The following is a 24,018-nucleotide window of genomic DNA, read 5'->3' on the forward strand; positions in this document are numbered from 1 at the left end:
CCGGGACGACGTCGCCGCCAGTCCAGTTTCGAACGATTGTTCGAGGTCAGTGTGAGGCAGATCGCCGCTTTTCGGCGCTCCGGTCCATGCGTTCCAGCAGATAGTCCGTGTCGTCGCGCGAGGCGGTGTGCGACGAGGTCAGGAAGCGCTGGATCATGTGCTCCTGGAACCGCTCGCGGTCCTGATCACCACCGTCGAACTCCAAGGCGTGGAAAGCGTCCACGCCGGCCCGGAACGCCGAATGGAGGCGGGGCGGCAGGCCGGCGCGCTCGCAGACGGCCTTCAGGCCCAGCGGCCCTGCGTCATGGATCATCAGCCAGGCGCGATGGTGCGGAACGCCGGCCAGCTCCGCCACGCCCCACTCGAAGAAGGTCATGTGTCCGTGCGCCAGGGCGCGCAGCAGCAGCGACGGCGAGAGGCGTCCCACGCCGTTCAGGTGCGCGACGAAGGCCTTCGGATCGGCGGTCCGTCCGGCCTGGTCCACCAGATCGATCGTCGCCCGCTCCTTGGCGTCGACGATCAGCTCCAGCGTCAATTCAGCCGAAAGGGCGTGGTGGGTGAGGATGTGGTCGCGCAGCTGGTCGCCGACCATGTCGATCAGGCGCTCAGCCACGGCCAACGGCAGGGTGGCGCGATAGGCTACGGCCTGGAGCACCTGCTCGGACTTGGCGAAGCGGGACAGCGCCTTCTTCAGCGAGACCTCGGAGAAGCGGGCGTTGTCGTTGGCGCAGGCCGTGGCGACCGCCTCCTCGCCCGCCTCTTCGACCAGTTGGGCCGTGATCCGGCTGGAGAGCTTCGGCCGCTTGGCCACCGCCAGCTGGCGCGCGGGACCGCCGACGCGGATGATTTCGGAAAGGTCCGCGTCGGTGAACACCGGCGAGAAGGCGATAATCGGCAGGCTGACGAGCTCGATGTCGCGCGCGAGCCGCATGGCCACGTCGTGCGGCAGGACGCTGGAGCTCTTCAGCGTCACCGCCATGGCCCGGCGCACGAGCTCGGCGGCGTCGGCCGCCATCACCCGCAGGATGTCGTGGGCGACCTGACGGTCCTCCTCGCCCAGCTCGGCGCGATCGATATTGCGGCACAGCTTGTGGGCGGCCAGCGCGCGCTCGTCGGCGGTGGCGCCCTTCACGAGCATCCGGATGTCGGCATCGGTCAGTGCTGCGCGCGTCGTCGCCATGGATCGCCCGTTCGGACCGAGGGTGCTTGTCGAAACCTGTCGTGCGTATCGGCGAAAGCCCTGGACGGAGCGTTTCGCGAGTCACGATCATCAATCGTTAGGCTTAACGATTGTTTGCGCCGCGAAGCCAGCGATTAACGATGTGCCGTAACGCCGAGCAAAGGACGCGCTCTTAAGGTGCCGGGCCCATCAATAGGAGCGCGCCTTTGCTCGCCGAGCGCCGCCAGAACGAAGATCCCGTCGGAAGCGCGCAGTTGGCCAAGGCTCTAGACGCCCAGGCCGCGCTGCTGCCCTACGCCTTGGGGGTGTTCGCCGTCAGCTTGCCGCTGTTCGTCTGGGTGGCCTCGTTCGCGACCAACAGCATCTGGATGACGGCCAGTTTCGCGATCTTCGCGATCAACTGGGGCGCCTTCTATCTGGCTGTTAACTGGCTACGCGACGACGGGTCGCAGGACCTGGGCCGCCGGGCGCGCATCCATGTGGCCTGCGGGGCGCTCTGGGCGCTCGCGGTCGCGCAGATCTCGGCCTTCGCCGCCGGCGCCGGCCCGGCGCGGGAGACCCTGCTGATGCTGGCGACCGCCGGAGCGGTGCTGTGCGCGTTCTTCTCGGCCCCCTACCTGCCGGCCTTGCTGATCGTCACGCCCCTGGCGGCCGCCGGCCCGCTGATCGCGCAGTTCACCGGCCCTGCGCCGCACGCGGGCGGCGAACTGACCTGGGGGGCCACGGCGCTGGCCCTGGCGCTGGCCATGATTCACAACCGCACCCTGCGCCGGCAACACGACCTCGCGGTCGACCACGAGCATTTGGTCCATGAGCGCCTGCGCGTTCTGGAGACCGCCGAGCGGACCGCGCGCTCGAAGTCCGACATCGTCGCCACGCTCAGCCACGAGATCCGCAACGGCCTCACCGGCGTGACCCATGTCCTGGCCGCCGCCGCGGGCCGCGGCGGGCGCGCAGCCCCGTCGCGCGAGCAGCTGAACGCGGCGCTGGACGCCGCCCAGGACCTGATCGCGGTTCTGAACGCCACGCTCGATTCCGAGACGGCGGAGTCCGGTCGCCTCAGCGTCGAGCGTCAGGCCTTCGATCCCGTCCGCCTGATCCAGGACCTGGTGCTGCTGGAAAAGCCGCACGCCGGCGCCAAGGGGCTGGAGCTGTCGGTTCACATCGACCCGCTGCTGCTGGGCCGAGATCGCGGGGCGACGGTGGCCGACCCGCTGCGTACGCGCCAGATCATGTCCAACCTGCTCAGCAACGCGGTGAAGTACACGGTGCGCGGCCGGATCGAGGTCCGCCTCGAACTGCGCGACGACCATGTGGCTGTCGAGGTCGCCGACACCGGTCCCGGTCTTTCGACCGAAGAGTTGGAGCTGGCCTTCGAGCCGTTCCGACGCGTCGAACGTACCGGCGCCGGCGTCAACGGCGCGGGCCTGGGCCTGTCGCTGTCGCGTCAGCTGTCACGGCTGATGGGCGGCGCGCTGGAGGCCAGCAGCGCCCTGGGCGTTGGCAGCTGCTTCACGCTGCGTCTGCCTTTCGACCCGCTGGCCGAGCGGGCGGCGCATGAGGTTTCGACGACGGCCGACCCGCTGGGCGCCCCGCGCATCATGCGCGTGCTGATCGCCGAGGACGACGCGCTGAACGCCGCCATGCTGCGGGCCATCCTCGAGCAGCTGGGGCACCAGGTCGTCCACGCGCAGAACGGCCGCCGGGCGGTGGACCTGGCCGGGATCGCCGAGTTCGACCTTCTGATGCTGGACGGCCGCATGCCGGTGATGGACGGTCCGGCCGCCGCCAGGGCCCTGCGCGAGCGGGACGGCCCCAATCGGCGCGCGCCGATCATCGCCATGATCGACGGCGACTCCGACGAAGCGCGCGAAAGCCTCGACGCCGGCGCCGACATCGTGCTGCGCAAACCGGTCAGCGTGGCGGGCGTGGCGCGCGCCGTCGCCGACGCGGCCGCCTTGGAGCGCCCCGACACGCCTCGGATCGCCGCGGCGTGAAGACATCTGCCGTAGGGTAAGCCTTTCAAGGCTAGTCCCCCTCCCCCATGGTTGCTCCCAACAACACAATGGGAGGACGCGATGCTGGAAGGTCTGCGGGTCGTCGAGTTGGCGACCTACATCGCCGCCCCCGGCGCGGCCGGGATCATGGCCGACTGGGGCGCGGACGTGATCAAGGTCGAGTCGCCCGAGGGCGATCCGATGCGTCGCTTCTTCGACACCATCGGTTCGGACCAGGACGCCAACCCCGTCTTCGAGCTGGACAACCGCGGCAAGCGGGCGGTGGTGTTGGACATCCGAAGCGACCTTGGCCGCGAAGCGCTGAAGGCCCTGGTCGCCACCGCCGACATCTTCCTGACCAATGTCCGCCCCGCCGCTCTGGCGCGCGCCGGGCTCAGCCACGAGACGCTGAAGGCGGTCAATCCGCGCCTGATCTACGCCAGCCTCACGGGCTATGGCCTCACGGGTCCCGACGCCGATAAGCCGGGCATGGACGTCGCCGCCTTCTGGTCGCGCGCCGGCGTCGGGGCGATCACCGCGCCGAAGGGCTCCGAACGCTTCCCGATCCGCACGGGCATGGGCGACCACGTCACCTCGCTGGCGACGGTGTCGGCCATCCTGGCCGCGGTGTACGAGCGCGAGCGGACGGGCGTGGGCCGCCTGGTCGAGACCTCGCTACTTCGGACGGGCGTCTATGCGATCGGCTCGGACATGGCGATCCAGCTGCGCCTGGGGAAACTGGCCTCCACGCGCGGCCGTCGAGAGGCCGTTCAGCCCCTGGCCAACTTCTACAAGACCGCCGACGGCCGCTGGATCTGCCTGCTGCCGCGCCAGGGCTCAGTCGACTGGCCGCGCATCGCCGCCGCCGCGGGGCGGCCCGAGCTGGTCGACGATCCGCGCTTCACCTCGGCCAAATCTCGTCGCGAGCACGGCCAAGCGCTGGTGGACATCCTGGACGCGGCTTTCGGGGCCATGACCTACGCCCAGGCCGCCGAAGTCCTCGACGCGGGCGACATCACCTGGGCGCCCTACCAGACCCCGCGCGAGCTGGCCGAGGACGCGCAAGCCGAGGCGGCGGGGTGCTTCGTCCAGACGCCGGACGGACGCGGCGGGGCCTTCCGGGCGCCGGCCGCGCCGGCCCGCTTCCCGGGAACGCCAGATGGACCGCGAGGTCCGGCGCCGTCGCTGGGCGCCGACACCGCGGCGGTGTTCCGGGAACTGGGCTGGGACGAGGAGAAGGTCGCGGCTTTGACGAGCGTCAGCGCTGCTTGATCTTGTCGCTGGCGTCGGCCAGCACGCGCAGCATCTCGACCGAGAACATCGAGCTGGCTAGGCGCTGGCCCGCGCCCATTCCCGATGAGCCGGACGAACCCGCGCCGCCGAACGGGTCGCCGACGTCCTGCGAACCGCGCAGGATCAGGTTCATCACCGCTTCTTGCTGTTGGATGCGCTCCAAGCGACGACCGCTGGCGTACTGCATGAAGCCTTGGTCGTCGTCGGCCGGGCGCGAGGGCGCCGGATCGGCGATCCGGGCCGAGCCGCCGGTCTTGGTCAGGTTGGCGTAGAGTTCGCCGACGGTGGTCGGCCGGCCTTCGCGGTAGAAGATCGAGCGGTTGGCCTGGGCGGCTTCGGGGAACATGGCCGCGGCGCTGGCGCTCGGAGACGACGTCGCCGCCTGGATCAGCTTCGCCGAACCCTGGGGCCCCAGGAAATGGGCGGCGTAGAGCTCGCCGGCGGTGGGCGAGCGCCCCACCCGACCGCGCAGGTACGAGGCGTGATCCGAGGTCAGCTCTCCGGCCATCAGCGAGGCGGCGTGCGGGTCCATCTTCAGGCCCAGAACGGCTTTGCGCGCCTCATCCCCATCGACGCGATAGCGACCGTCTGAACCTTGCGAGATCAGGTCGGCGTAGCGGGCGTAGCCGTACTTGGAGCCGTGCTTCTTCAGCGTGGCGAGCCAGGTCTGGTCTACGAACTGGAAAAGACCCGACGCCGAGGAGGTGCGCGCCTTGGCGGCGGGATTGAAGCCGCTCTCGCGCTTGGCCGCGCCCATCAGGAACGAGAAATCGACCCCGGTCGCGCTGGAAGCGCGCTGGATCGCCGACTCGACGACGCTGCGAATGGAACCTACGGCGGGCATGGGCCTCAGGAGTCGGCGATCATGGTTAATTCGCAATTAACCACGATCGCCACCTCGCGTCCGGAGACGCGATGTCGCAGGCGGCCCTACGCCCGCAACAGAAATCAACGCCCGGATTACGATTGTCAATTTACAGGGACGCAAGGCCGTGCTGATCTGATCCTACGAATGTAATTTCATTAGGGAGATCGATATGGCTCTGGCCCTGAATCCCAATGGTTCCGGCATTCCTGGACTGGACGACGCGCCGCGCAAGCCGTCGCGCGCGCTGATCGTGGGCCTGGGCGTCTCGGCCGCCGCGCACCTGATGCTGATCGGCTACCTGGCCTATCAGAAGTGGACGGCCCCCCTGCCGTCGGCCGAGCCTGACAACCCGTTCGTGATCGAGCAGGTCTACACGCCCAAGCCGCCGCCTCCCCCGCCGCCCCAGGCCCAGCCCAGACAGAATCAGATTCGGCTGCACACACCGGTCCCGACGCCGCTGCCCACGCCCGAGCCCCTGCCGATCAAACCCGTCGAGGTCGAGGGACCGCCCCAGCCGGGCCCCGCGGTCTTGCCGACGGCTCCGGCCGCCCCCGCGACGCCGCCGACGCCGACCGCGCCAAAGGTCATCACCCGCGCCAATTGGCTGAGGATCCCGACAGGCGATGAGGTGGCGCGATACTACCCCGAACGCGCCCAGCAACGCGGCGTCTCGGGCTCGGCGACTCTGAGCTGCACGGTGGCGGTCAATGGCGCGGTTCGCGACTGCTCGGTGATCTCCGAAACGCCCGCCAGCGAAGGCTTCGGCGCCGCCGCTCTGAAGATCTCGCGCTTCTTCAAGATGAGGCCGCAGATGGAGAACGGCGAGGCGGTCGACGGCGCGACCGTCAGCATACCGATCCGGTTCAACGCAGGCTGATACAGCCTCCTCCGGCGTTGAAACGGCGGCCGGGTCGTCAGCGACCCGGCCATCTTCCGCTTGGCCCTAGTAACTCTTGGGCAGGCCCAGCACGCGTTCAGCAATGAAGTTCAGGATCATCTCGCGGCTGATCGGCGCGATGCGGGCGATCATCGCCTCGCGGAAGTAGCGCTCGACGTCGTACTCCTTGGCGTAGCCCATGCCGCCATGCGCCAGCACCGAGGCCTCGCACGCATGGAAGCCGGCCTCCGCGCCCAAGTACTTGGCGGCGTTTGCCTCGGCCCCGCATTCCTTGCCGGCGTCGTAGAGGGCGGCCGCCTTGAAGGCCAGCAGGTTGGCGGCTTCCAACTCGGCCCACGACTTGGCCAGCGGATGGGCCACGCCCTGGTTCTGGCCGATCGGCCGGCCGAACACGACGCGCTCCTTGGCGTAGGTCGCGGCCTTGGCCAGCGCCGCGCGGCCCAGGCCAATGGCCTCGGCGGCGAACAGCACGCGCTCGGGGTTGAGGCCGTGCAGCAGGTACTGAAAGCCCTTGCCCTCCTCGCCGACCAGGTCCTCGGCCGGGACGAACAGGTCCTCGATGAAGAGCATGTTACACTCGACCGCCTTGCGCCCCATCTTCGGGATCGGCTTGGCCTCGATCTTCTCGCGGTCGGTGTAAAACAGCGACAGCCCCTGGGTCGGCTTGGCGCACTGATCCTTGGGCGTGGTGCGGGCGATGATCAGGATCTTGTTGGCGCGCTGGGCGCCTGTGGTCCAGATCTTCCGCCCGTTCAGGCGATAGCCGCCGTCGACCCTCTCGGCCCGCGTCTCCAGGCTGGAGGTGTCGAGACCCGAGTTCGGCTCGGTGACGGCGAAGCACATCTTGTCCTCGCCCGAGATGATCTTGGGCAACAGGCGCTCGCGCTGTTCATCCGTGCCGAACTTCACCAGCGGCATCGGCCCGAAGATGTTCAGGTGGATGGCCGAAGCGCCCGAGAAGCCCGCGCCCGATTGGGCCACGGTCTGCATCATCACCGCCGCCTCGGTCAGGCCCAAGCCCGCGCCGCCGACGCTCTCGGGCATCGCCACGCCCAGCCACCCGCCTTCGGCGATGGCGGCCACGAAGTCCTCTGGGAAGTTTCCGGTCTCGTCGGTGCGGCGCCAGTATTCGTCGTCGAAGGCGGCGCACACCTTGGCGACGCCCTCGCGGATGGCTTCCTGCTCTTCGGTCAACCAGAATCCGGACATCCGGCCCTACTCCCCTGCGCTACGCGTCATCCCTTTAGGCCTTCTCGAAGCGCCGCGCGTCGAAGGCGACGGCCTCGGGGCCTGGGTTATCATTTGTCAGATACGCCGCCACCATACCCGCCACAAGCGGCGCGAACAGCCATCCGTTACGTCGCGCGCCGACCGCCAGCATGACGCCGGGCGCTCGGCTCCAGCCGACCAGCGGCAAGCCATCGGGCGTCGTGACCCGCACGCCCACCTCCACGGCCGCGTGATCGAGATCCAGCGCGGGACGCAGCGCCTTGGCGGCGCGCCGCAGGGCCTGGGTCGCCGTCGCATCGGGGGTCAGGTCGTCACGGCCCGCCTCCATGGTCGCGCCGATCGCCAGGGCCTCGCCCGGCGCCAGATAGACCCCTTCGCCGCGCACCACCGCCGCATCGTCGTCCAACGGCGGCGCCCGAAGAAGCTGTCCTTTGATGGGCGTGAGGGCCGAGGTCTCGGGCGCGATCCGGCCGTCGCGCACGCCCGGCCCCGTCGCCAGCACCAACGCATCGAAGGACTCGACCCGGCCGTCGGCCAGCGTCAGGGCGCCCGGCTCGAAGGCGACGACAGCGCCGGCGTCGAACGTCACGCCCGACCGCTCGGCGGCGGCGCGCAGCGTCGCCAGCGCGGAGCGGGCCTCCAGCCGCCAGTCTTCGTCGATCGCGTCGCTGGAGGCGACACCCAGACGCTCGAGACGCTCGGCGATCTCGGCCCGCCAGGCGTCGGAGCCCTCGATCCGCACGCCAGCGCGGGACACAGTGATTCCCAGCGCGTCGGCGAAGTCCGGCCAAAGGTCGCGGGCGCGGCGCATCAGGGCCAAGTGATCGCGTGAAACGGGGTCGAACAGCGCCTCGCTGACCGGGGCCAGCATGCCGGCCGCCACGCCGGAAGCGTTGGCCGCGGGCGGCGCGGGGTCGAACACGGTGACCGATCGCCCAGCCCGCGCCAGACGTAACGCCACCGCCAAGCCGAAGGCGCCGGCTCCAGCCACCGCGACCCTTGCGCTTTTTTCAGAGTACATTGGGGGCAAACACCTCCCCGCGTCGTCTACGTCAAGTCCGGGCAAGGCCATAATGTCCGACGAAGCCCGTTACGTGTACGCGCAGACGTGACGACTCCGTAAAGCTCGGTCTATATCGTTAATACTCGCGTTGAGCCGCGTCGCGGCGTTGAGGGATTTGAGGCGGATGAACGATCGACCCGCAGCCGAACAAGCCCACCCTGTCGACCTCTACGTGGGCGCGCGGCTGAGAATTCGCCGGAAGATGATGGGCCTGAGCCAAACCCAGGTCGCAGACGCCCTGGGGATCACCTTCCAGCAGATCCAGAAGTACGAGCGCGGCGCCAACCGCATCAGCGCCAGCAAGCTCTATGACGCCGCCAAGCTGCTTCAGGCCCCGGTGTCCTATTTCTATGAAGGTCTCGAAGATACGGACGGCGGTCTGGACGACGGATTCGCCCAGCGCATGACCGAGTTCGTCTCGACGCCGGAGGGCCTGGAACTGGCCGGCCTGTTCCCGCGCCTGGAAGATCGGCGTCTGCGCCGCCGGGTCGTCGACCTGGTCCGCGCCATGGTGGACGACGAAGCCCCGTAAACGCCCTCGAGGGAACCGTCCCAGCCGATCGGAACCGCCTGCTCCCGCGCCCCGTTGATCCGCCAACGGAAAGGCGGCGAGGGCCAGCGTCATGCCACGCGACACGATCGAGCTTCAGCCGGAGACGGCCGGTCTCACCTACGTCAATGACGATGACCCTGGCATAAGGCGCGTGGCGGCCGGCGACGGTTTCGCCTTTCGCGATCCAGACGGCCGCGCGGTCAAGGATTCGGAAACGCTGGATCGCATCCGCGCCCTGGCCATCCCCCCGGCCTGGACGGACGTCTGGATCTGCCCCTCGGCGCGCGGCCACATCCAAGCCACCGGCCGCGACCAGAAGGGCCGCAAGCAGTACCGCTATCACGACGCCTGGCGACGGGACCGCGACGGGCTGAAGTTCAGCCGCATGATCGCCTTTGGCCGCGCCCTCCCCCGCCTCCGCGCCCGGGTCGAGGCGGACATGGCCCGTCGCGGCCTGCCGCGCGAGAAGGTGATCGCCGCGGTCATCCGGCTGATGGAGCTGACCCTGATCCGGGTCGGCAACGAGGAGTACGCCCAGGCCAACAAGAGCTTTGGCCTCACCACCCTTCGCGATCGCCACGCCAAGCTATCGAGCATGGGCGGCGTCTTCGAGTTCCGGGGCAAGAGCGGCAAGGTTCACAAGACCGGCTTCCGCGACCGCCGCCTGGCGCGCATCGTCAAGGCCTGCCAGGACGTCCCGGGCCAGCGCCTCTTTCAGTATCTCGACGAGGACGGCCAAAGGCGCTCGATCGAAAGCGCCGACGTCAACGCCTATATCCGCGCCGCCATCGGCGAGGACTTCTCGGCCAAGGACTTCCGCACCTGGGCCGGCACCCTCGCCGCCGCGCGCGGCCTTTGCATGGTCCCGAGGGCCGGCAGCGCCACCGAGGCCAAGCGCAACGTCAACACCTGCGTGAAGGCCGTCGCCGGACTGCTGGGCAACACCGCCGCCGTGTGCCGAGGCTCGTACATCCATCCGCTGGTGCTGGAGGCCTATCAGCAGGGCGTGTTGCCGCTGAAGCCGGGCCGCTCCGAGCGCGCCTTCGAGCTGGCGGTGATCCGCTTCCTGGAGGCGGCCAAGGCCTCGTGCCAAGTCGACTAGGGAACGGGCCATGGCCAGGGTTCGTTGAGTCGGCGCAAACGGAGAAAAACCGCCCATGGCCGCCGGACGCCCCACCTGGCAGGGCCACCTGCGCCTGTCGCTCGTGACCTGCCCCATCGCGCTCTACACCGCCACCGACGCCAGCGGCGACGTGCACTTCAACATGCTGCACAAGAAGACGCACAATCGCATCCGGATGATCCCCACCGATCCGGATCTGGGTCCGATCGAACGCTCGGAGATCGTCAAGGGCTACGAGTACGAGAAGGGCGAGTACGTCGTCATCACCCAGGACGAGATCGACAGCGTCCGCCTGGAAAGCACCCGCACGATCGACATCGAGCGCTTCGTGCCCGCCGACGACATCGACCGGCTCTACTGGGACAATCCGTATTTCCTGGTTCCCGACGGCAAGCTGGCGGCCGAGGCCTATGGCGTGATCCGCGAGGCCATGACCAAGGAGGGTCAGGTCGCGCTCGGCCGTGTCGTCATGCACCAGCGCGAGCGGCTTCTGGCCATCGAGCCGCGCGACAACGGCATGGTCGCCTGGTCGCTGCGCTCGAACCGGGAGGTCCGGGACGCGGCCAGCTATTTCGACGCCATCCCCGACAAGAAGCCCGACGCGGCGATGATCCAGATCGCCCAGAAGATCATCGAGCAGAAGGAAGGCCCCTTCGATCCCGAGCAGTTCAACGACCGCTACGAGGACGCCCTGCGCGCCCTGATCAAGGAAAAGCAGAAGGGCAAGGGCCGCAAGGTCACCGCGCCGGAAGAGCCCGAGGACACCAATGTCGTGGATCTGATGGAGGCCCTGCGCGCCAGCCTAGGCAAGACGCCGGCCAAAGCCCCCGCGAAAAAGCCGGCGACGAAGGCGGCGCACAAGCCGGCGGCGCGAAAGAAGACGGGTTAGGTTGCGCGTCGGCCTCAGCCGGGCTTTCCGAGCAGTTCCTTCAGACGCGGCCCAGCCTTGGCCGCCATGGCCTCCCCCACCGCCGCCGCGGCGTTGGCCGGGCGGATCATCACCTCGAACTCGCGGATCTTGCCGGCGTCGTCGAAGGAGATGATGTCGACGCCTTTCAGCTTCTTGTCGCCAACGCGCGCGCTGAACTCCAGCACCACGGCCTCTTCGCTCTCAGACCAGAACTGTCGGTGATAGGCGAAGTCCTCGAAGATGGTGCTGACCGTGGAGAGGATGTGCACCAACGGCTCCACGCCTGGATAGGGGGAAAAGAACGCCGGGGAGCGGAAGACCACGCTCTCGGACGCCAAGGGACGAAGGCGATCGAACTCGCGCTTCTCCAACAGGTCGTGCCAAGTCTCGAGTGTTCGCAGCGCCTGCTCGCGGGCCATGCCTTCCCCTCCTGAACCCGGCGTTCGAACGCGCCGCTAGCGACACTGTAAAATCCACGACGCCACGGTCAACGTCGTGGATCCGACGCGCTAGTCCTTGCCGAGCTTCCTGATCGCCGCCTCCAGGTCGCGCTCGCTTTCCGCATAGGCGTCCCAGGCGTCGAGAGTCTTCAGCAGGCTCGGCGCGGTGCGGATGTTGAAACGCTTGGGGTCGAGGCCTTTGCGCACCTGGGTCCAGGACACGGGCCAGGACACCGGCGCGCCGGGGCGGCCGCGCGGCGACAGCGGCGCCACCGCCGTGCTCATGCGGTCGTTGCGCAGGTAGTCGAGGAAGATCTTCCCGCCGCGCTCCTTCTTGGACATGTTCAGCAGATAGAGGTCTGGACTGTCGGCGGCCATCTGCGCGCAGACCTCTCGGGCGAAGGCCTTGGCGGCGTCCCAATCCACTTTCGTCGGCTTCAGCGGTGTGACGACGTGCAGGCCCTTGCCGCCGGTCGTCTTGCAGAAGGGCGCCAAGCCCAGCGCCTCAAGCCGATCGCGGATCTCTCGCGCGCCCTCGACCACGGCGTCGAAGGACACATCGGGCGCGGGATCCAGGTCGAAGACCAGGCGGCCAGGAACGTCTTGTTCGTTCGGCCGGCAGTTCCATGGATGTAGTTCCGTGGCGCCCCATTGGGCGGCCGCCACCAGGCTCTCAACGGTGTTGAAGACGAGGTAGGGCTTGCGGTCGCCGCTGACGACAATCTCGTCGATCAGGGCCGAGACGCCCTTTCCGGAATGGCGCTGGAAAAAGGTCTCGCCGTCGACGCCATCGGGCATGCGGATCACCGAGCAAGGCCGCCCCTTGATGTGCTCCAGCATCCAATCGCCAACGGCTTCGAAATATTCGGCGAGGTCGCGCTTGGTCCCCGGCGTCCCATCGCCGGCGTCCGGCCACAGCGTCTTGTCGGGGTTGGAGATCGCCACGCCCCGCACCGAAACCTTGCCATCGCTTCGCTTCATCGCGAACGCCGCCTTGGGCTCGGCGAGCTCGACGTCCTCGGCCGGCGCTGGCGCTTCGGCCTCGACCGCCTGGGCGGGCTTGTCCTCGCGCAGACCCTTGAACGACGCCTGGCGCACCGAGCCGTCTCCCGTGAAGCCCGCGAACTCTATCTCCGCGACCAGGACAGGGTCCACCCAGTGGATGTTGGCCCCGCCGCGCGGCGCGCCCTTGCCACTGAAGGGCGAGGTCTTGCGTTCGGCCGCTTTCAGCTTCGGCAGCAGGCGGGCGACCTTGTCCCGACCATAGCCCGTGCCGACCCGTCCAACGTGGATCAGGTCGCCGTCACGATAGACGCCGACGATCAGCGAGCGGAAGGCGTCGCCGGTCGTTGTCCAGCCACCGATCACCACCTCATGCCCGGCCCGGCACTTAGCCTTGGTCCAGGTCCCCGGCTTGCCGGAGCGGTACGGCGCGTCGAGCTTCTTGGAAACGACGCCCTCCAGCGACATGCGGCAAGCCGACTGCAGCACCGCTTCGCCACCGCTCTCGAAATGCTCGACGTAGCGGATCCGGTCGCCGTCCTCCGGAAGCAGCGCCTTCAGCCGCGCCTTGCGTTCCGACAGCGGCAGATCGGTCAGGTCCTCACCGTGGGCGTAGAGCAAGTCAAAAGCGAAGAAGATCAGGTCGTCGGTGCTCTCTTCGGCCAGGGCCGCCTGCAGGCCGGCGAACGAGGGCGATCCGTCGGCGTCCAGAGCCACGACCTCACCGTCGATCAGGGCGTCCGGCAGCGCCGCCCCATCCTTGATGAGCTGCGGAAACTTGCCGCTCCAGTCGAGGCCCGCGCGCGTGCGTAGTGCGGCCTCGCCGCCCTCGACGCGCATCTGCATCCTGTATCCGTCGAACTTGATCTCGTGCGCCCAGTCGCCGCCGCCTGGCGGGCGGTCGACCAGCTTGCACAGCTGCGGCGGCACGAAGTCGGGCATGGCGATCGCCTTCTTGACGACCTTCCTTGGCGCCTGCGCCTTGGCCGAGGGCTTGGCGCTTCGTCGCCTGGGCGCGCCGGTCTCCTTCGCCGCCTTCTCGGCGGTGGCCTCGGGCGAGCCCTTGCTGTTCCAGATCGCGTCGGACGCGGTGGCTTTCTTCGTCATGAACGGAGTGGGCGCCTTGCCCTTCCCCGCCGCGATCTCCTCCATCGTCCGCCCCGAGGCGATCGAGAACGCCGTGTCTTCCAGAAAGTCGAGATCGCCCTCCATCGCGAACTCGTCGCGATGCTTGATCAGAAGCCAGTTCTCGCGCTTCCCGTCGCCAAACTTGTCGTTATTGATGCGGACCAGGACCCAGCCGCCCTTCATCCGCTCGCCGGCGAAGACCAGTTTGATCTCGCCTTTCTTGAGCCCCTTCTGAAGGTCGAAGCCTGGCTCCGGCGCCCACCAGCCACGGTCCCACAGCATCACCGTGCCGCCGCCGTATTGGCCTTTGGGAATCGTGCCCTCGAAATCGCCGTAGGCCAGCGGATGGTCCTCGACATGCACCGCCAGGCGGCGGTCATGCGGATCGCGAGAGGGCCCCCTGGTCACGGCCCACGACAGGAACACGCCCTCGTGCTCCAGCCGCAGGTCATAGTGCAGTCGCGTGGCGGCGTGTTTCTGGATGACGAAGCGCGCCCGCTCGGACGCCGCGACGGCGGCCGCGCCCGAGGGCTCGGCCGTCTTTTCGAAGTCGCGCTTGGCCTCGTAGGCCGCGAGCTTGCGCGCCGCCATCCGTGACCGCCCTATTCGCCGCCGAAAACCTGCGGACGCTCGTCATCCACATCGCGACCATCGCCGGGATCTTCGTCCTGCTCCAGCTCGACGATCTCCTCATCTTCGAGGTCCTCGCCGATCAGCGCATCATCATCGTCCTGGTCGCCCTCGGCCTGCGTGACGTCCAGGACCTCCGGCAGCTCCTCAAAGGTGCGAAATTCGCCGTCGCGGCCGATGACGTCGTCGTCCATCGCCTCGGCGCCGTCCTGGCCGTCCCATCCGTTATCGACATCGGTCATGGTTCATCTCCTCTGTTCGGAGGAGGAATGGATGGCGGCTCCCGGCGTTCCGGAGGGTCATCAATTGGAACATGGCCAAGCGGCCCCGCCGCGTCCGCAGCGCGATTCCCCCGCAGAATCACCCATGGCGGGAGCCAAGCGCTAATCTACTTTTGGGACCAAAATTAACGCTTTTGCCTCGGAAGCCGCCGTTCCTAAGGAGACGATTTCGTAAAAAACCCCGGCCCACGGGCGTTTTGCCCCCATGAATCGACGTTTTAACCTTCCCTAACGGGTGACAAACGCGATTCCGCTCGTCAGGCTCGAAACTCCCTGATTCACAGGAATGAGCTTAAGAAGATGAACGTTTCCGATCTGGTCGACGCCGCTGTGGCCGCCGACGACAAGCTGACCAAGACGCAAGCCAAGGCCATCATCGACGGCGTCTTCAAGTCGATCTCCGACGCCGCCGTGAAGGGCGATGAAGTCTCGATCCCGGGCTTCGGCAAGTTCAAGGTCCAGGCTAAGCCGGCCCGCACCGGCCGCAACCCGGCAACGGGCGCGACCATCGAGATCGCCGCCAGCAAGAAGGTCGCCTTCACGCCGGCCAAGCAACTGAAGGACGCCGTCAACGGCTAATCCTTAGAGCGCGACAGCTGAAAGCGGACACCGGTTTCGGCGCGCGTCGCGCTCCAGACTAAAAGCCGAACTATTCCGTTCGTGGGATGAGTTCGGGCGGAGGGGCTGACGCGCGAGTGTCAGCCCCTCGACACTTCCCTTCCCGCGCGACGTCTCGCCTCATGCCAGCGTCGCGCGGGAAGACTATCTAGAACAAAATAAGAACGATAACGTGCCGCGCATGGCCGTTCTCGATCTCAGGCGCAAGCTCGCCATTCTCTCCGACGCAGCCAAGTACGACGCCTCTTGCGCCTCGTCCGGCGCACAAAAGCGTAACTCGCTGGATGGCAAGGGCGTGGGCTCGACCGAGGGCATGGGCATCTGCCACGCCTACGCCCCCGACGGGCGCTGCATCAGCCTGCTGAAGATCCTGCTGACCAACTTCTGCATCTACGACTGCGCCTATTGCATCAATCGCGTGTCGTCGAACACAGCCCGGGCGCGGTTCTCGGTGAAGGAGGTCGTCGACCTCACCCTGAACTTCTACAAGCGCAACTACATCGAGGGCCTGTTCCTGTCGTCCGGCGTGATCCGCACTGGCGACTACACGATGGAAGAGATGGTTCGCGTGGCGAAGTCGCTACGGCTGGACCACGATTTCCGCGGCTACATTCACCTGAAGCTGATCCCTGAAGCCTCTCCGGAGCTGGCGACGGAGGCTGGCCTCTACGCCGATCGGGTATCGATCAACATCGAGCTGCCGCGCGACGACAGCCTCAAGACCCTGGCCCCCGAGAAGGACGTCACCGACATCAAGCGCGCCATGGGGCGCATGCGCCTGGCGATCGAGGACAAGGCCGAGCCGGCGCGGAAGGCTGGTCGCCGGACCTTCGCCCGAAGCCAATCGACCCAGCTGATCGTCGGCGCTGACGAAGCCAAGGACGGCGACATCCTGACCCGCAGCGCCAACCTCTACGGCGCCTATCGTCTCAGCCGCGTCTACTACTCGGCTTTCAGCCCTATCCCCGACGCCAGCCACCGTCTGCCGCTGACGCGTCCGCCCCTGCTCCGCGAGCATCGCCTGTATCAAGCCGACTGGCTGATGCGGTTCTACGGCTTCGAGCGGCCCGAGATCGTGGACGAAGGCGAGGATCTCGACCTCTCGGTCGATCCCAAGACCGGATGGGCGCTGAAGAACCGCGCGAAATTCCCGGTCGATATCCAGACGGCCGACCGCGAGACGCTGCTGCGGGTGCCGGGCCTGGGCGCCAAGGCCGTGGAGCGCGTGCTGGCGGCCCGAAAGATCTCGCGCCTGACCCTGGACGACCTCAGGCGTGTCGGGGCCGTCGTGAAGCGCGCGAAGGCCTTCGTGGTGACCGCCGACTGGACACCCGGCGCCCTGACCGACCACGACGCGCTCAAGGCCGCGCTGGTTCAGCCTCAACAGTTGAGCCTCTTCTGATGCGCGTCGCGCGGCTGGAGTCCGAGATCGACCTCGCCGGCTGGCGCTCAGCGGCGCGATCGCTGCGGGCAGAGGGCGTGGAGCCGCGAGCGGTGATCTGGACGGTGGAACGTGAGCTTTTCGACCTGGCGCAGCCATCGCCCGTCGCCGCCGCCAACTTCACCGTCCCAGCCGCCTTCCTAGAGCTCGCCGAGCAGGTCATCCTGCACCGCGCGGCCGACCGCTTCGCCCTGCTCTACCGCATCCTCTGGCGGCTGGAGCGCGAGCCGCGTCTGATCGACAACCCCGCCGACGCCGACATGGCCCGGGCCCGCGATATGGCCAAGGCCGTCAGCCGCGCCGCCCACAAGATGAAGGCGTTCGTACGCTTCCGCCTTATCGAGGGCGCGGCGCGCGAGACCTACGCCGCCTGGTTCGAACCGGCCCACCGCGTCACCGAGGCCGTCGCGCCGTTCTTCGTCCGTCGCTTCACCGCCATGGATTGGACGATCCTGACCCCCGACGCCTGCGTCGCCTGGGATGGCGAGCGGCTGATGGTGTCCGAAGGCGCGGATCCCGCCGACGCGCCGTCGGAGGACGCTCAGGAAGAACTCTGGCGGACCTACTACGCCTCGATCTTCAATCCCGCCCGGCTGAACCCCAAGCAGATGCGCCAGGAGATGCCCAAGCGCTATTGGCGGAACCTGCCCGAGGCGGCGCTCATTCCGGAGTTGATCGCCACCGCCCAGGATCGCGCCGCCGCCATGGTCGCCGCCCCAACCCGCGCCCCCTCCGACCGCGTCCTAAAGGCCGCTCTGCGCCATGCTCGCGAAGCTTCCTACGGCCAGGGGGCCCCCACGACTTCCGAAGAGGTCGAGGCTGGCGTTCAGGTTTGCCGACGCTGCGACCTCTGGCGCGACGCCACCCAGGGCGTGCCCGGAGAAGGCCCCCGCCCCGCGCCACTGATGTTCGTCGGTGAACAGCCTGGCGATCAGGAGGACCTCGCCGGGAGGCCCTTCGTGGGCCCGGCTGGACAGGTCTTCGACAAGGCGCTGGCCGAGGCGGGCGTTTCCCGCGATCAAGCCTTCGTCACCAACGCCGTGAAGCACTTCAAGCACGAGGTTCGCGGCAAGCGTCGGATCCACCAGACGCCCGATCGCGGCGAGGTCACAGCCTGTCGTTGGTGGCTCGACGCCGAGCGCCGGATCGTACGGCCTCGGGTGATCGTGATGCTAGGCGCTACGGCGGCGCTGGGGGTGGTGGGCAAACCTACGCCGATCGGGGCCAACCGGGGCAAGGCCCTTCAGTTGCCGGATCAAGCCCAAGGTGTCGTCACTTACCATCCCTCGTTCCTGCTCCGCGTTCCCGACGCCGACACCAAGGCGAAAGCCTATGCCGAATTCGTGGAGGACCTACGGATGGCGGGGAAGTTGGCCGGCTTGATCTGACAGTTCGTCATCCAGTCCGCACGACGCTGGAAGCCGAAGCCCAGGGGCGATCATATGATCTGCCCCTGGGTCCGGTCAGCTGCGCCGCCCGGGATGGCTCGGAGGCCGAAGATCAGTGCGGGGCCTTGGCGCCCATCTTGGCCATCAGCTCTTCCTTGCGCGCCTGCATGCGCTCGCCCATGGCGTCGAGGTCCTCATCGCCCCGCTTGGCCTGGGCGAAGAAGCCGCCGGGCTGTTCCTCTTCTTTGACGTGGTGCTTGATGTACTCGCCCAGCACCTTGACCTTGGCGTCGTAGAACTCCTGGCCCGGCTTCATCGCTTCGATCTCGGCGATCAGCTTCTTGGCGCTGTCGTGCTCGACATAGGCCTCGTCGATCAGGTCGTCTTCGACGTCGCCGCGCTCTTCCGGGTAGAGGATTTCCTCCTCGATCTGGGTGTGCACCTTCAGCGCGAGGGCGATCTGGTTGAACAGCGTCAGCTTCTCGGCGTCGCTTTCCAGCTGCTCGTATTCATCGAACATCTTCTCCACTTCGCGGTGGTCCTGCTTGAGCAGACGGATGGCGAGCGGATCGCGTCGACCCGTGCGTCGGGCGGCCTTGCGCGGCTTGGCGGTCTTGGTTTTGGTGGACGAGGTCTTGTTGGTGGCGGCCATGGGAATCTCCTGGATGATCCTGACCGCCAACCAACACCCTGACGTCGCCGGCCGTTCCGGAACCGCCAAAGTCTCACATGCGAGGCATGTGCAGGTGGGTCTAGGCGCGGCTAGACGGTCCCGCCAGCACGGCGTCCAGCTCGGCCGCCAGCGCCTCGATCCGGTAGGGTTTGACCAGCACCCGGCGCCCCTCCTTGCTGGCGGCGGCCGCGGCGGCGCTGTAGCCGGTCGTCAGCACCACCGGCAGGTCCGGGCGCAGGCGCGAGATGTCCCGCGCCAAATCCAGGCCGCCGATATCGCCGGGCATGACCATGTCGCTGAACACCAATTGGAAGCTCGGATCGGAACGCAGCGTGTCCAGCGCGCTGGCGCCGTCCCCCACCCGCTTCACCTCATAGCCGAGCTCGCGCAGCATCTCCTCGACCAGATGGGCGACGCTGTCGTCGTCCTCGACCAGCAGGACGCGTTGGCGATCACGGCCCAAGGCGGACGGCCTGCCCGCCAGCGGCGGGGGCGCGACCAGCGCCTTCGTCGTGCGCGGGATTCGCAGCCAGATCGTCGTCCCCTCGCCCAGCACGCTGTCGACCCCGACCTCGCCGCCGGACGCGCGGGCGAAGCCGTAGACCTGCGACAGCCCCAGTCCCGTGCCCTTGCCCACCGCCTTGGTGGTGAAGAACGGCTCGAACAGGCGGCTGACCATGTCCGGCGCGACACCAACGCCGGTGTCGCGGATCGCGAGCCGGACCATGTCGCCGACGCCGTCCGGGCGGCCGGAGGGCTCGTTACGGGCCTCGATCGTGATCGTCCCGCCGTCGGGCATGGCGTCACGGGCGTTGATGGCGATGTTCAGAACCGCCACCTCCATCTGCGAGGCGTCGACCTCGACCCTCCAAAGATCCGGCGGCAGCTGCATCCGCACGGTGACATCCTCGCGCAGGGAGCGGTCCAGGATCGCCAGCATGCCCGACAGGCGTTGACCGATGTCGACGACCTCGGGCTTAAGGGGCGAGCGCCGTGAGAAGGCCAGCAGCTGCTGGGTCAGGCTGGCGCCACGGTCGATGGCCTGACGGATGCCGTCGCGCAGTCGCTCCCGCCGGGCCGGATCGGACGTGCGCTCAAGAAGATCGAGGCCGCTGGAGGCGACCATCAAAAGATTGTTGAAGTCGTGCGCCACGCCGCCCGTGAGCTGGCCCATGGCTTCCATCTTCTGGGACTGACGCAGGGCGTCCTCGGCCTTCTCGCGTTCGCGGATTTCGGCCTTTAGTTCGCGGTAGGCCTCGGCCTCCCGGGCGCTGGCCGCGCCGAGCACGGCGATCAGCAACGCGGCCATCACGATCAGCAGGGCGAAGCCGGCGTAGCGCATCACGCGACGGGTCGGCGATTCCAGCACCGTGCGCAGATAGACCGATCCCAGCACCGTGCCGTCCTCGGTAACCGGCGCGGTCAGGACCAGTCGCGCGCCGTCCATGCGCGGCGGCCCCAGCACATTGCGGGGCGGCGGCGGCGCGCCGGCGCGGGTATAGCCGGCCGCCAGGGCCCCTTGCATGTCATAGGCGCCCACGGCCTCGACATCGGGGTTGGAGCTTTGCGCTCCAACATATTCGCGAGCAGCCGAGCGATCGTCGAAGGCCAGCGGCGCGGCCATGCTGCCGGCCAATATGCGCAGTTGCACTTCGGCCTGACGCAGCCGCTCCTGCTGGCCAAGACGCTCGTTGTAGGCGGCCATGGCGAAGGCGGCCACGACGAGGGCCACGGCGAGCGCCACCGCCATCGAAACGGTGAGCGCCGGTCGCCAGCGTCGGCGCGGAACCGTCGCCATCTCGCTCATCGCCCGCCCCCTCCGCGTGGCGCGGACAGCGACAGCAGCTTGGAGCTCACCGCCAGGCCCTCGGTCTGGGCGACGTCGGCGCGGATCTCGAACCGCACGCGCCCCTCGATGGTCACGAACTGGATCATGGCGCCGGGCGCCTCGAGACCTTCGTCGGCGATGGTCAGCACAGGACGGCCCGCCACCGCCGCCAGCATCTCGCGAGGTGTCTGGGTTCGCGACGCGGAGACAAAAAGAACATGGCAGTGCGCGGTCTTGGACACGAGGGGCAAGCGCGACACCGTTATCTCGCGGTCGCCCACGCGACCGTCGCGCGTCAGGCTGTCGATAGTCGGACCGAAGGGGTCTTGACCGCCGACGCACAGGCGGAAAGGGCTGGCGGGCGTCTCGAACGCCGCCTCGGGCCAAGCCACGAAGGCCGGGAACTTGGCAAGATGGCTCGCCTTCACCGCATACCCGCCATAGTGGGGATGATGGCCGCGATGCGGCTCCCGCGCTTCGTCCTGGGCTCGGGCGCCGCCGCCCAAAAGGCAGAGCAGGCTGATAGCCGCCGCCGTGAGCCGACGTGGCCTGCAACGCCTTCCCTGCGTCGAACGCGGATAACTGGGCGAAACGCCCAAAACCATACGCTAGTCCCCTCCAAGCGCTTTGAACGCCGACCCGACGCCCGAAGCATGAACGACCCCGCGGTCGATCCTGTTCGACCCGCTGTCAGATCAGCTTCGAATGATCGACCCGAACCTGCCAAGCTCCAAGCCTAGCCGTTCGATCCCAATCCCGTGACATTTTGGAGGCCAAGCCGAACCATGGGGCGAAAATGCAAAAAGCCCAGGGCGAACCCTGGGCTTTTCAAAGGCTTGCGATGGTACCAGCTCTCGGGCTCGAACCGAGGACCTCTAGATCCACAATCTAGCGCTCTAACCAACTGAGCTAAGCCGGCTCATCGCGAGGCGTTGTCTTTAGTGAAATCGCCCCTCGGGATCAAGCGTCCATCCGGCGGTTTTCGTCAGGAAAACGTCGCGGAGCGAAACTGCCGCCAAAAGAAAACGCCCCGAAGCCGAAACTCCGGGGCGCTTCCTTGTTGTGGACTGGATCCAGGTCCTATTGCGGGACTTGGAACACCAGCGGGACGGTCACCTGGCCACCGTCGACGGGCGCGCCGTCGAGGGTCTTGGGCTTCATCCGGAACAGGCGCGACAGACGCAGAGCCGCGTCGCCGAAGCCCATGTCCGCCGGGGTCTCGGAGACCACCGAGCAGCTTTCCAGCGTGCCCTTCGCCGTGACGGTGCACGAGATCGTCGCCTTACCGCTGACTTCCATCCGCTGAGCGCGGTCGGGGAAGTAGCGGGCCATGTCGTCGCCGCTGGGCTTACGGGCCCAGTCAGGACGGGTCACGACCGAGGCGCGAGCCGGCGGGTTCGTCGGAACCGGCGGAGCCTGCGAGATGACCGGCGGAGCGGTCGTCTCGACCCGCTTTTCAACGGGCGGGATCGGCAGCGGCGGCGGCGGCGTCACGTCCGGCGGCGGAGCCACCGGGGGACGCGGCTGGACCACGGCCGGAGGCGGCGGCGGTTCGTTGGTCGGCGGCGGCGGAGGAGGAGGCGGCGGCGGCGGCGGCGGCGGCGGAGGCAGCTCCACAACCGTCGCGTCGTCCGAGTACTCCTGGAACACCGCCTCGAACTTCTGCTTCGCTAGGTAAGCGAAGAGGAGTGCGTGCAGACCGACGACGACAACCAGGGAGATGCCGAGAGGCCCCAATCCCTTCTTGCGACGCGGACCGTCCGAGGTGAGCGGATCGTAGTGGCGATGCTCGGGCGTTTGTTGTTCAGCCATGCAGCACCCCTACTTAGCTATCATCCCGCCCAACGAGAGCAACGCTGTAGAAGCCATTATCCTGGAGGGTGTTCATCACCTCCATGAAAGCCCCGTAGCGAACCTTTTCGTCGGCCCGGATGAAGATGCGCTCCTTGGTGGGATCGCGGCGGCCCATGCTCTTGGTAATATCCAAGCCCAGCTCATCGATGCTGGTCTCGTTGTCGCCAAGATAGAGCTGACCCGATTCCTTGATCGTGACGTAAACCGGCTTGGAAGGAGGCGGCGACGATTTCGCCACCGCCGACGGCAGGTTCACCTCGATCGACACGGAGGCGAGCGGAGCGGCCACCATGAAGATGATCAGAAGGACCAGCATAACGTCCACGAAGGGCGTAACGTTGATCTCACTGTTCTGTTCGACGTTGAACCTGTCGCCCCCACCGCCTGAGAGTTTGGCGGCCATGGGTGTTACGCCCCCTTGTCGAGCTGACGCGAGATGGCGTTCATCAGTTCAGCGACGAAACCTTCCGAGCGGGTGCCGTAACCCGAGATGCGGGTCTGGAAGTAGTTGTAGAAGATAACGGCCGGGATAGCGGCGAAGAGGCCGATACCGGTGGCGAGCAGGGCTTCAGCGATACCCGGCGCCACGACGGCGAGGTTGGTGGTGTTGGTGTTCGCGATGCCGATGAACGACGTCATGATGCCATACACCGTACCGAACAGACCGATGAACGGACCGGCCGAACCGACCGAGGCCAGGAACACCATGCCGCCCGACAGGCGCTTGGCCAGCGAGGCTTGCACCGCGTTGATGGCGTAGGTGGCGCGAGCCAGCGTCGAGTCGCGGTGCTCGCCGGCGACTTGCAGGCCAGCTTGACGCGACAGTTCGACTTCCTGCGAGGCGGCGGCGGCCATGTCGGCCATCGGGTTGCCTTCGAATTCTTCCGACGAGCTGATGCGCGCGATGTCGGCGATCGAGCGAGCGCCGCGGAAGGCTTCCAGGAACTTGTCCGATTGCTTGTTCAGGCCAGCGAACTCGAAAATCTTGGTGAGCAGCAGCACCCACGAGAAGACCGAGGCCAGGATCAGGCCGATCATGACGACCTTCACGACAGCGCCGGCGGCGAGGAACATGCCGACGGGCGTCAGCGAGTGAGCGGGCTTCGTCTCGCCGCCTTCTTCGGCGGGAGCGGCTTCCGGAGCGGGCGCCGCGGCGGCGTCAGCGGCCGGGGCCGGGGCGGTGGCTTCCGAAGTCGCGGGGGCCGGAGCCGCGGCGTCTTGGGCAAAAGCCGGGGCGCTCGCCATCAGCGCAACGGCGCCGACGAGAGCGATGAGGGGGGTCTTCCGTTTAATGTCGAGCATCTGTCGCCAGTTCCTGATTGGTCTAGCACGTTTGGACCGAGGGTCGTCGCGCGAGAGCGTCTCCACCCTAACTCTGAATAGCCCGTTCCTAGGATCGATTTCTCTCTCCTCGGGACGGACCCGCTTCGCTGCGCTCGACCCGTTACGCCCCTCAACGAGGACTAGGCCTCCAGAAGGATCGTTTCGAAGCGCGTGCGACCGAGGCCCTGCGAGGGCTCCGGTCTTACCGCAATGTTAGAATTGCGGCTGTGGTCCTTTGGCAACCCCTTTTCGCACCGTCAAGGGGCTCGTTTGGGCACAAAATCGTCGTAGACGCCC

22 protein-coding genes and 1 tRNA gene are annotated in these 24,018 nt (G+C 67.5%); 9 read left to right on the forward strand and 14 right to left on the reverse strand.

Annotation, left to right across the window (positions count from 1 at the left end; genetic code table 11):
• Nucleotides 1-46: 46 nt before the first annotated feature.
• Complete coding sequence (spbR, locus tag CSEG_RS15555; protein ID WP_013080191.1) at nucleotides 47-1,180, reverse strand: pole-localized protein SpbR; 1,134 nt, start codon at nucleotides 1,178-1,180, stop codon at nucleotides 47-49.
• Between the two features lie 206 nt (nucleotides 1,181-1,386).
• Between spbR and CSEG_RS15560 the strand changes: the two genes are divergently transcribed.
• Together CSEG_RS15560 and CSEG_RS15565 are read left to right on the forward strand one after the other, a co-directional pair.
• Nucleotides 1,387-3,177 carry a hybrid sensor histidine kinase/response regulator gene (locus CSEG_RS15560; RefSeq protein ID WP_013080192.1) on the forward strand — a complete coding sequence of 597 codons (1,791 nt, stop codon included), beginning with the start codon at nucleotides 1,387-1,389 and terminating at the stop codon, nucleotides 3,175-3,177.
• Between the two features lie 81 nt (nucleotides 3,178-3,258).
• Entirely contained in the window at nucleotides 3,259-4,449 is a 1,191-nt protein-coding gene (locus CSEG_RS15565; protein ID WP_013080193.1) for a CaiB/BaiF CoA transferase family protein, read from the forward strand.
• On the opposite strand, the gene CSEG_RS15570 is transcribed toward CSEG_RS15565, so the two are convergent.
• Nucleotides 4,436-5,314 (reverse strand): transglycosylase SLT domain-containing protein, encoded by an 879-nt coding sequence (locus CSEG_RS15570; protein WP_013080194.1) that lies wholly within the window; start codon nucleotides 5,312-5,314, stop codon nucleotides 4,436-4,438. The genes CSEG_RS15565 and CSEG_RS15570 overlap by 14 nt on opposite strands.
• A gap of 193 nt (nucleotides 5,315-5,507) precedes the next feature.
• Here CSEG_RS15570 and CSEG_RS23575 point away from each other — a divergent pair, with 193 nt between their 5' ends.
• Complete coding sequence (locus tag CSEG_RS23575) at nucleotides 5,508-6,215, forward strand: energy transducer TonB (RefSeq protein ID WP_013080195.1); 708 nt, start codon at nucleotides 5,508-5,510, stop codon at nucleotides 6,213-6,215.
• 66 nt (nucleotides 6,216-6,281) lie between these two features.
• Here CSEG_RS23575 and CSEG_RS15580 read toward each other — a convergent pair whose 3' ends face one another.
• Both CSEG_RS15580 and CSEG_RS15585 read right to left on the reverse strand, forming a co-directional pair.
• Nucleotides 6,282-7,445 carry an acyl-CoA dehydrogenase family protein gene (locus CSEG_RS15580; RefSeq protein ID WP_013080196.1) on the reverse strand — a complete coding sequence of 388 codons (1,164 nt, stop codon included), beginning with the start codon at nucleotides 7,443-7,445 and terminating at the stop codon, nucleotides 6,282-6,284.
• A 34-nt stretch (nucleotides 7,446-7,479) separates the two neighbouring features.
• Entirely contained in the window at nucleotides 7,480-8,487 is a 1,008-nt protein-coding gene (locus CSEG_RS15585; protein WP_013080197.1) for an NAD(P)/FAD-dependent oxidoreductase, read from the reverse strand.
• A 166-nt stretch (nucleotides 8,488-8,653) separates the two neighbouring features.
• Between CSEG_RS15585 and CSEG_RS15590 the strand changes: the two genes are divergently transcribed.
• The 3 genes from CSEG_RS15590 (at nucleotide 8,654) to ku (ending at nucleotide 11,094) form a co-directional block, all read left to right on the forward strand.
• On the forward strand, nucleotides 8,654-9,061 hold the full coding sequence (locus CSEG_RS15590) for a helix-turn-helix domain-containing protein (protein ID WP_013080198.1): 408 nt from the start codon (nucleotides 8,654-8,656) through the stop codon (nucleotides 9,059-9,061).
• A gap of 91 nt (nucleotides 9,062-9,152) precedes the next feature.
• A complete protein-coding gene (locus CSEG_RS15595) occupies nucleotides 9,153-10,184 on the forward strand; it encodes a DNA topoisomerase IB (RefSeq protein WP_013080199.1) in 1,032 nt (343 codons plus the stop codon).
• A gap of 55 nt (nucleotides 10,185-10,239) precedes the next feature.
• Nucleotides 10,240-11,094 carry a non-homologous end joining protein Ku gene (ku, locus tag CSEG_RS15600; RefSeq protein ID WP_013080200.1) on the forward strand — a complete coding sequence of 285 codons (855 nt, stop codon included), beginning with the start codon at nucleotides 10,240-10,242 and terminating at the stop codon, nucleotides 11,092-11,094.
• Nucleotides 11,095-11,108: 14 nt separating this feature from the next.
• Here ku and CSEG_RS15605 read toward each other — a convergent pair whose 3' ends face one another.
• From CSEG_RS15605 to CSEG_RS15615, 3 genes are all read right to left on the reverse strand, one after another.
• Nucleotides 11,109-11,534: a nuclear transport factor 2 family protein gene (locus CSEG_RS15605; RefSeq protein ID WP_013080201.1), complete on the reverse strand. Its 426-nt coding sequence runs from the start codon at nucleotides 11,532-11,534 to the stop codon at nucleotides 11,109-11,111.
• A 90-nt stretch (nucleotides 11,535-11,624) separates the two neighbouring features.
• On the reverse strand, nucleotides 11,625-14,276 hold the full coding sequence (gene ligD, locus CSEG_RS15610; RefSeq protein ID WP_013080202.1) for a DNA ligase D: 2,652 nt from the start codon (nucleotides 14,274-14,276) through the stop codon (nucleotides 11,625-11,627).
• Nucleotides 14,277-14,287: 11 nt separating this feature from the next.
• On the reverse strand, nucleotides 14,288-14,557 hold the full coding sequence (locus tag CSEG_RS15615) for a hypothetical protein (RefSeq protein WP_013080203.1): 270 nt from the start codon (nucleotides 14,555-14,557) through the stop codon (nucleotides 14,288-14,290).
• Nucleotides 14,558-14,896: 339 nt separating this feature from the next.
• Here CSEG_RS15615 and CSEG_RS15620 point away from each other — a divergent pair, with 339 nt between their 5' ends.
• The 3 genes from CSEG_RS15620 (at nucleotide 14,897) to CSEG_RS15630 (ending at nucleotide 18,043) form a co-directional block, all read left to right on the forward strand.
• The gene (locus CSEG_RS15620) at nucleotides 14,897-15,175 is read left to right on the forward strand and encodes an HU family DNA-binding protein (protein WP_004617663.1); all 279 of its coding nucleotides are present in this window, start codon (nucleotides 14,897-14,899) and stop codon (nucleotides 15,173-15,175) included.
• A gap of 220 nt (nucleotides 15,176-15,395) precedes the next feature.
• Nucleotides 15,396-16,616, forward strand: coding sequence for a putative DNA modification/repair radical SAM protein (locus CSEG_RS15625; protein ID WP_013080204.1), 1,221 nt, complete (start codon nucleotides 15,396-15,398; stop codon nucleotides 16,614-16,616).
• Nucleotides 16,616-18,043 carry a UdgX family uracil-DNA binding protein gene (locus CSEG_RS15630; RefSeq protein ID WP_013080205.1) on the forward strand — a complete coding sequence of 476 codons (1,428 nt, stop codon included), beginning with the start codon at nucleotides 16,616-16,618 and terminating at the stop codon, nucleotides 18,041-18,043. The genes CSEG_RS15625 and CSEG_RS15630 overlap by 1 nt, the downstream gene beginning before the upstream one ends.
• A 112-nt stretch (nucleotides 18,044-18,155) precedes the next feature.
• On the opposite strand, the gene CSEG_RS15635 is transcribed toward CSEG_RS15630, so the two are convergent.
• The 7 genes from CSEG_RS15635 to CSEG_RS15665 all read right to left on the reverse strand — a co-directional run bounded on the left by CSEG_RS15635 (nucleotide 18,156) and on the right by CSEG_RS15665 (nucleotide 23,700).
• Nucleotides 18,156-18,695, reverse strand: a complete 540-nt coding sequence (locus tag CSEG_RS15635; protein ID WP_013080206.1) for a hemerythrin domain-containing protein — start codon at nucleotides 18,693-18,695, stop codon at nucleotides 18,156-18,158.
• 100 nt (nucleotides 18,696-18,795) lie between these two features.
• Nucleotides 18,796-20,523 (reverse strand): ATP-binding protein, encoded by a 1,728-nt coding sequence (locus CSEG_RS15640; protein ID WP_013080207.1) that lies wholly within the window; start codon nucleotides 20,521-20,523, stop codon nucleotides 18,796-18,798.
• The gene (locus tag CSEG_RS15645) at nucleotides 20,520-20,972 is read right to left on the reverse strand and encodes a YfiR family protein (protein WP_157952257.1); all 453 of its coding nucleotides are present in this window, start codon (nucleotides 20,970-20,972) and stop codon (nucleotides 20,520-20,522) included. Before CSEG_RS15645 ends, CSEG_RS15640 begins: the two co-directional genes overlap by 4 nt.
• A gap of 414 nt (nucleotides 20,973-21,386) precedes the next feature.
• A tRNA-His gene (locus tag CSEG_RS15650) sits at nucleotides 21,387-21,463 on the reverse strand.
• A 161-nt stretch (nucleotides 21,464-21,624) separates the two neighbouring features.
• A complete protein-coding gene (locus CSEG_RS15655) occupies nucleotides 21,625-22,356 on the reverse strand; it encodes an energy transducer TonB (RefSeq protein ID WP_013080209.1) in 732 nt (243 codons plus the stop codon).
• Between the two features lie 13 nt (nucleotides 22,357-22,369).
• Nucleotides 22,370-22,801: a biopolymer transporter ExbD gene (locus CSEG_RS15660; RefSeq protein WP_013080210.1), complete on the reverse strand. Its 432-nt coding sequence runs from the start codon at nucleotides 22,799-22,801 to the stop codon at nucleotides 22,370-22,372.
• Nucleotides 22,802-22,806: 5 nt separating this feature from the next.
• Nucleotides 22,807-23,700, reverse strand: coding sequence for a MotA/TolQ/ExbB proton channel family protein (locus tag CSEG_RS15665; RefSeq protein ID WP_013080211.1), 894 nt, complete (start codon nucleotides 23,698-23,700; stop codon nucleotides 22,807-22,809).
• Nucleotides 23,701-24,018: the final 318 nt, after the last annotated feature.

It is taken from the genome of Caulobacter segnis ATCC 21756 (assembly GCF_000092285.1).
Taxonomy (GTDB): Bacteria; Pseudomonadota; Alphaproteobacteria; order Caulobacterales; family Caulobacteraceae; genus Caulobacter; species Caulobacter segnis.

Excerpts from the sequence above, each read along its gene's own strand:
- spbR (WP_013080191.1), bottom strand. The coding sequence starts at position 1,180 with ATGGCGACGACGCGCGCAGCACTGACCGATGCCGACATCCGGATGCTC.
- CSEG_RS15565 (WP_013080193.1), top strand. The coding sequence starts at position 3,259 with ATGCTGGAAGGTCTGCGGGTCGTCGAGTTGGCGACCTACATCGCCGCC.
- CSEG_RS15570 (WP_013080194.1), bottom strand. The coding sequence starts at position 5,314 with ATGCCCGCCGTAGGTTCCATTCGCAGCGTCGTCGAGTCGGCGATCCAG.
- CSEG_RS23575 (WP_013080195.1), top strand. The coding sequence starts at position 5,508 with ATGGCTCTGGCCCTGAATCCCAATGGTTCCGGCATTCCTGGACTGGAC.
- CSEG_RS15580 (WP_013080196.1), bottom strand. The coding sequence starts at position 7,445 with ATGTCCGGATTCTGGTTGACCGAAGAGCAGGAAGCCATCCGCGAGGGC.
- CSEG_RS15585 (WP_013080197.1), bottom strand. The coding sequence starts at position 8,487 with ATGTACTCTGAAAAAAGCGCAAGGGTCGCGGTGGCTGGAGCCGGCGCC.
- CSEG_RS15590 (WP_013080198.1), top strand. The coding sequence starts at position 8,654 with ATGAACGATCGACCCGCAGCCGAACAAGCCCACCCTGTCGACCTCTAC.
- CSEG_RS15595 (WP_013080199.1), top strand. The coding sequence starts at position 9,153 with ATGCCACGCGACACGATCGAGCTTCAGCCGGAGACGGCCGGTCTCACC.
- ku (WP_013080200.1), top strand. The coding sequence starts at position 10,240 with ATGGCCGCCGGACGCCCCACCTGGCAGGGCCACCTGCGCCTGTCGCTC.
- CSEG_RS15605 (WP_013080201.1), bottom strand. The coding sequence starts at position 11,534 with ATGGCCCGCGAGCAGGCGCTGCGAACACTCGAGACTTGGCACGACCTG.
- ligD (WP_013080202.1), bottom strand. The coding sequence starts at position 14,276 with ATGGCGGCGCGCAAGCTCGCGGCCTACGAGGCCAAGCGCGACTTCGAA.
- CSEG_RS15615 (WP_013080203.1), bottom strand. The coding sequence starts at position 14,557 with ATGACCGATGTCGATAACGGATGGGACGGCCAGGACGGCGCCGAGGCG.
- CSEG_RS15620 (WP_004617663.1), top strand. The coding sequence starts at position 14,897 with ATGAACGTTTCCGATCTGGTCGACGCCGCTGTGGCCGCCGACGACAAG.
- CSEG_RS15625 (WP_013080204.1), top strand. The coding sequence starts at position 15,396 with ATGGCCGTTCTCGATCTCAGGCGCAAGCTCGCCATTCTCTCCGACGCA.
- CSEG_RS15630 (WP_013080205.1), top strand. The coding sequence starts at position 16,616 with ATGCGCGTCGCGCGGCTGGAGTCCGAGATCGACCTCGCCGGCTGGCGC.
- CSEG_RS15635 (WP_013080206.1), bottom strand. The coding sequence starts at position 18,695 with ATGGCCGCCACCAACAAGACCTCGTCCACCAAAACCAAGACCGCCAAG.
- CSEG_RS15640 (WP_013080207.1), bottom strand. The coding sequence starts at position 20,523 with ATGAGCGAGATGGCGACGGTTCCGCGCCGACGCTGGCGACCGGCGCTC.
- CSEG_RS15655 (WP_013080209.1), bottom strand. The coding sequence starts at position 22,356 with ATGGCTGAACAACAAACGCCCGAGCATCGCCACTACGATCCGCTCACC.
- CSEG_RS15660 (WP_013080210.1), bottom strand. The coding sequence starts at position 22,801 with ATGGCCGCCAAACTCTCAGGCGGTGGGGGCGACAGGTTCAACGTCGAA.
- CSEG_RS15665 (WP_013080211.1), bottom strand. The coding sequence starts at position 23,700 with ATGCTCGACATTAAACGGAAGACCCCCCTCATCGCTCTCGTCGGCGCC.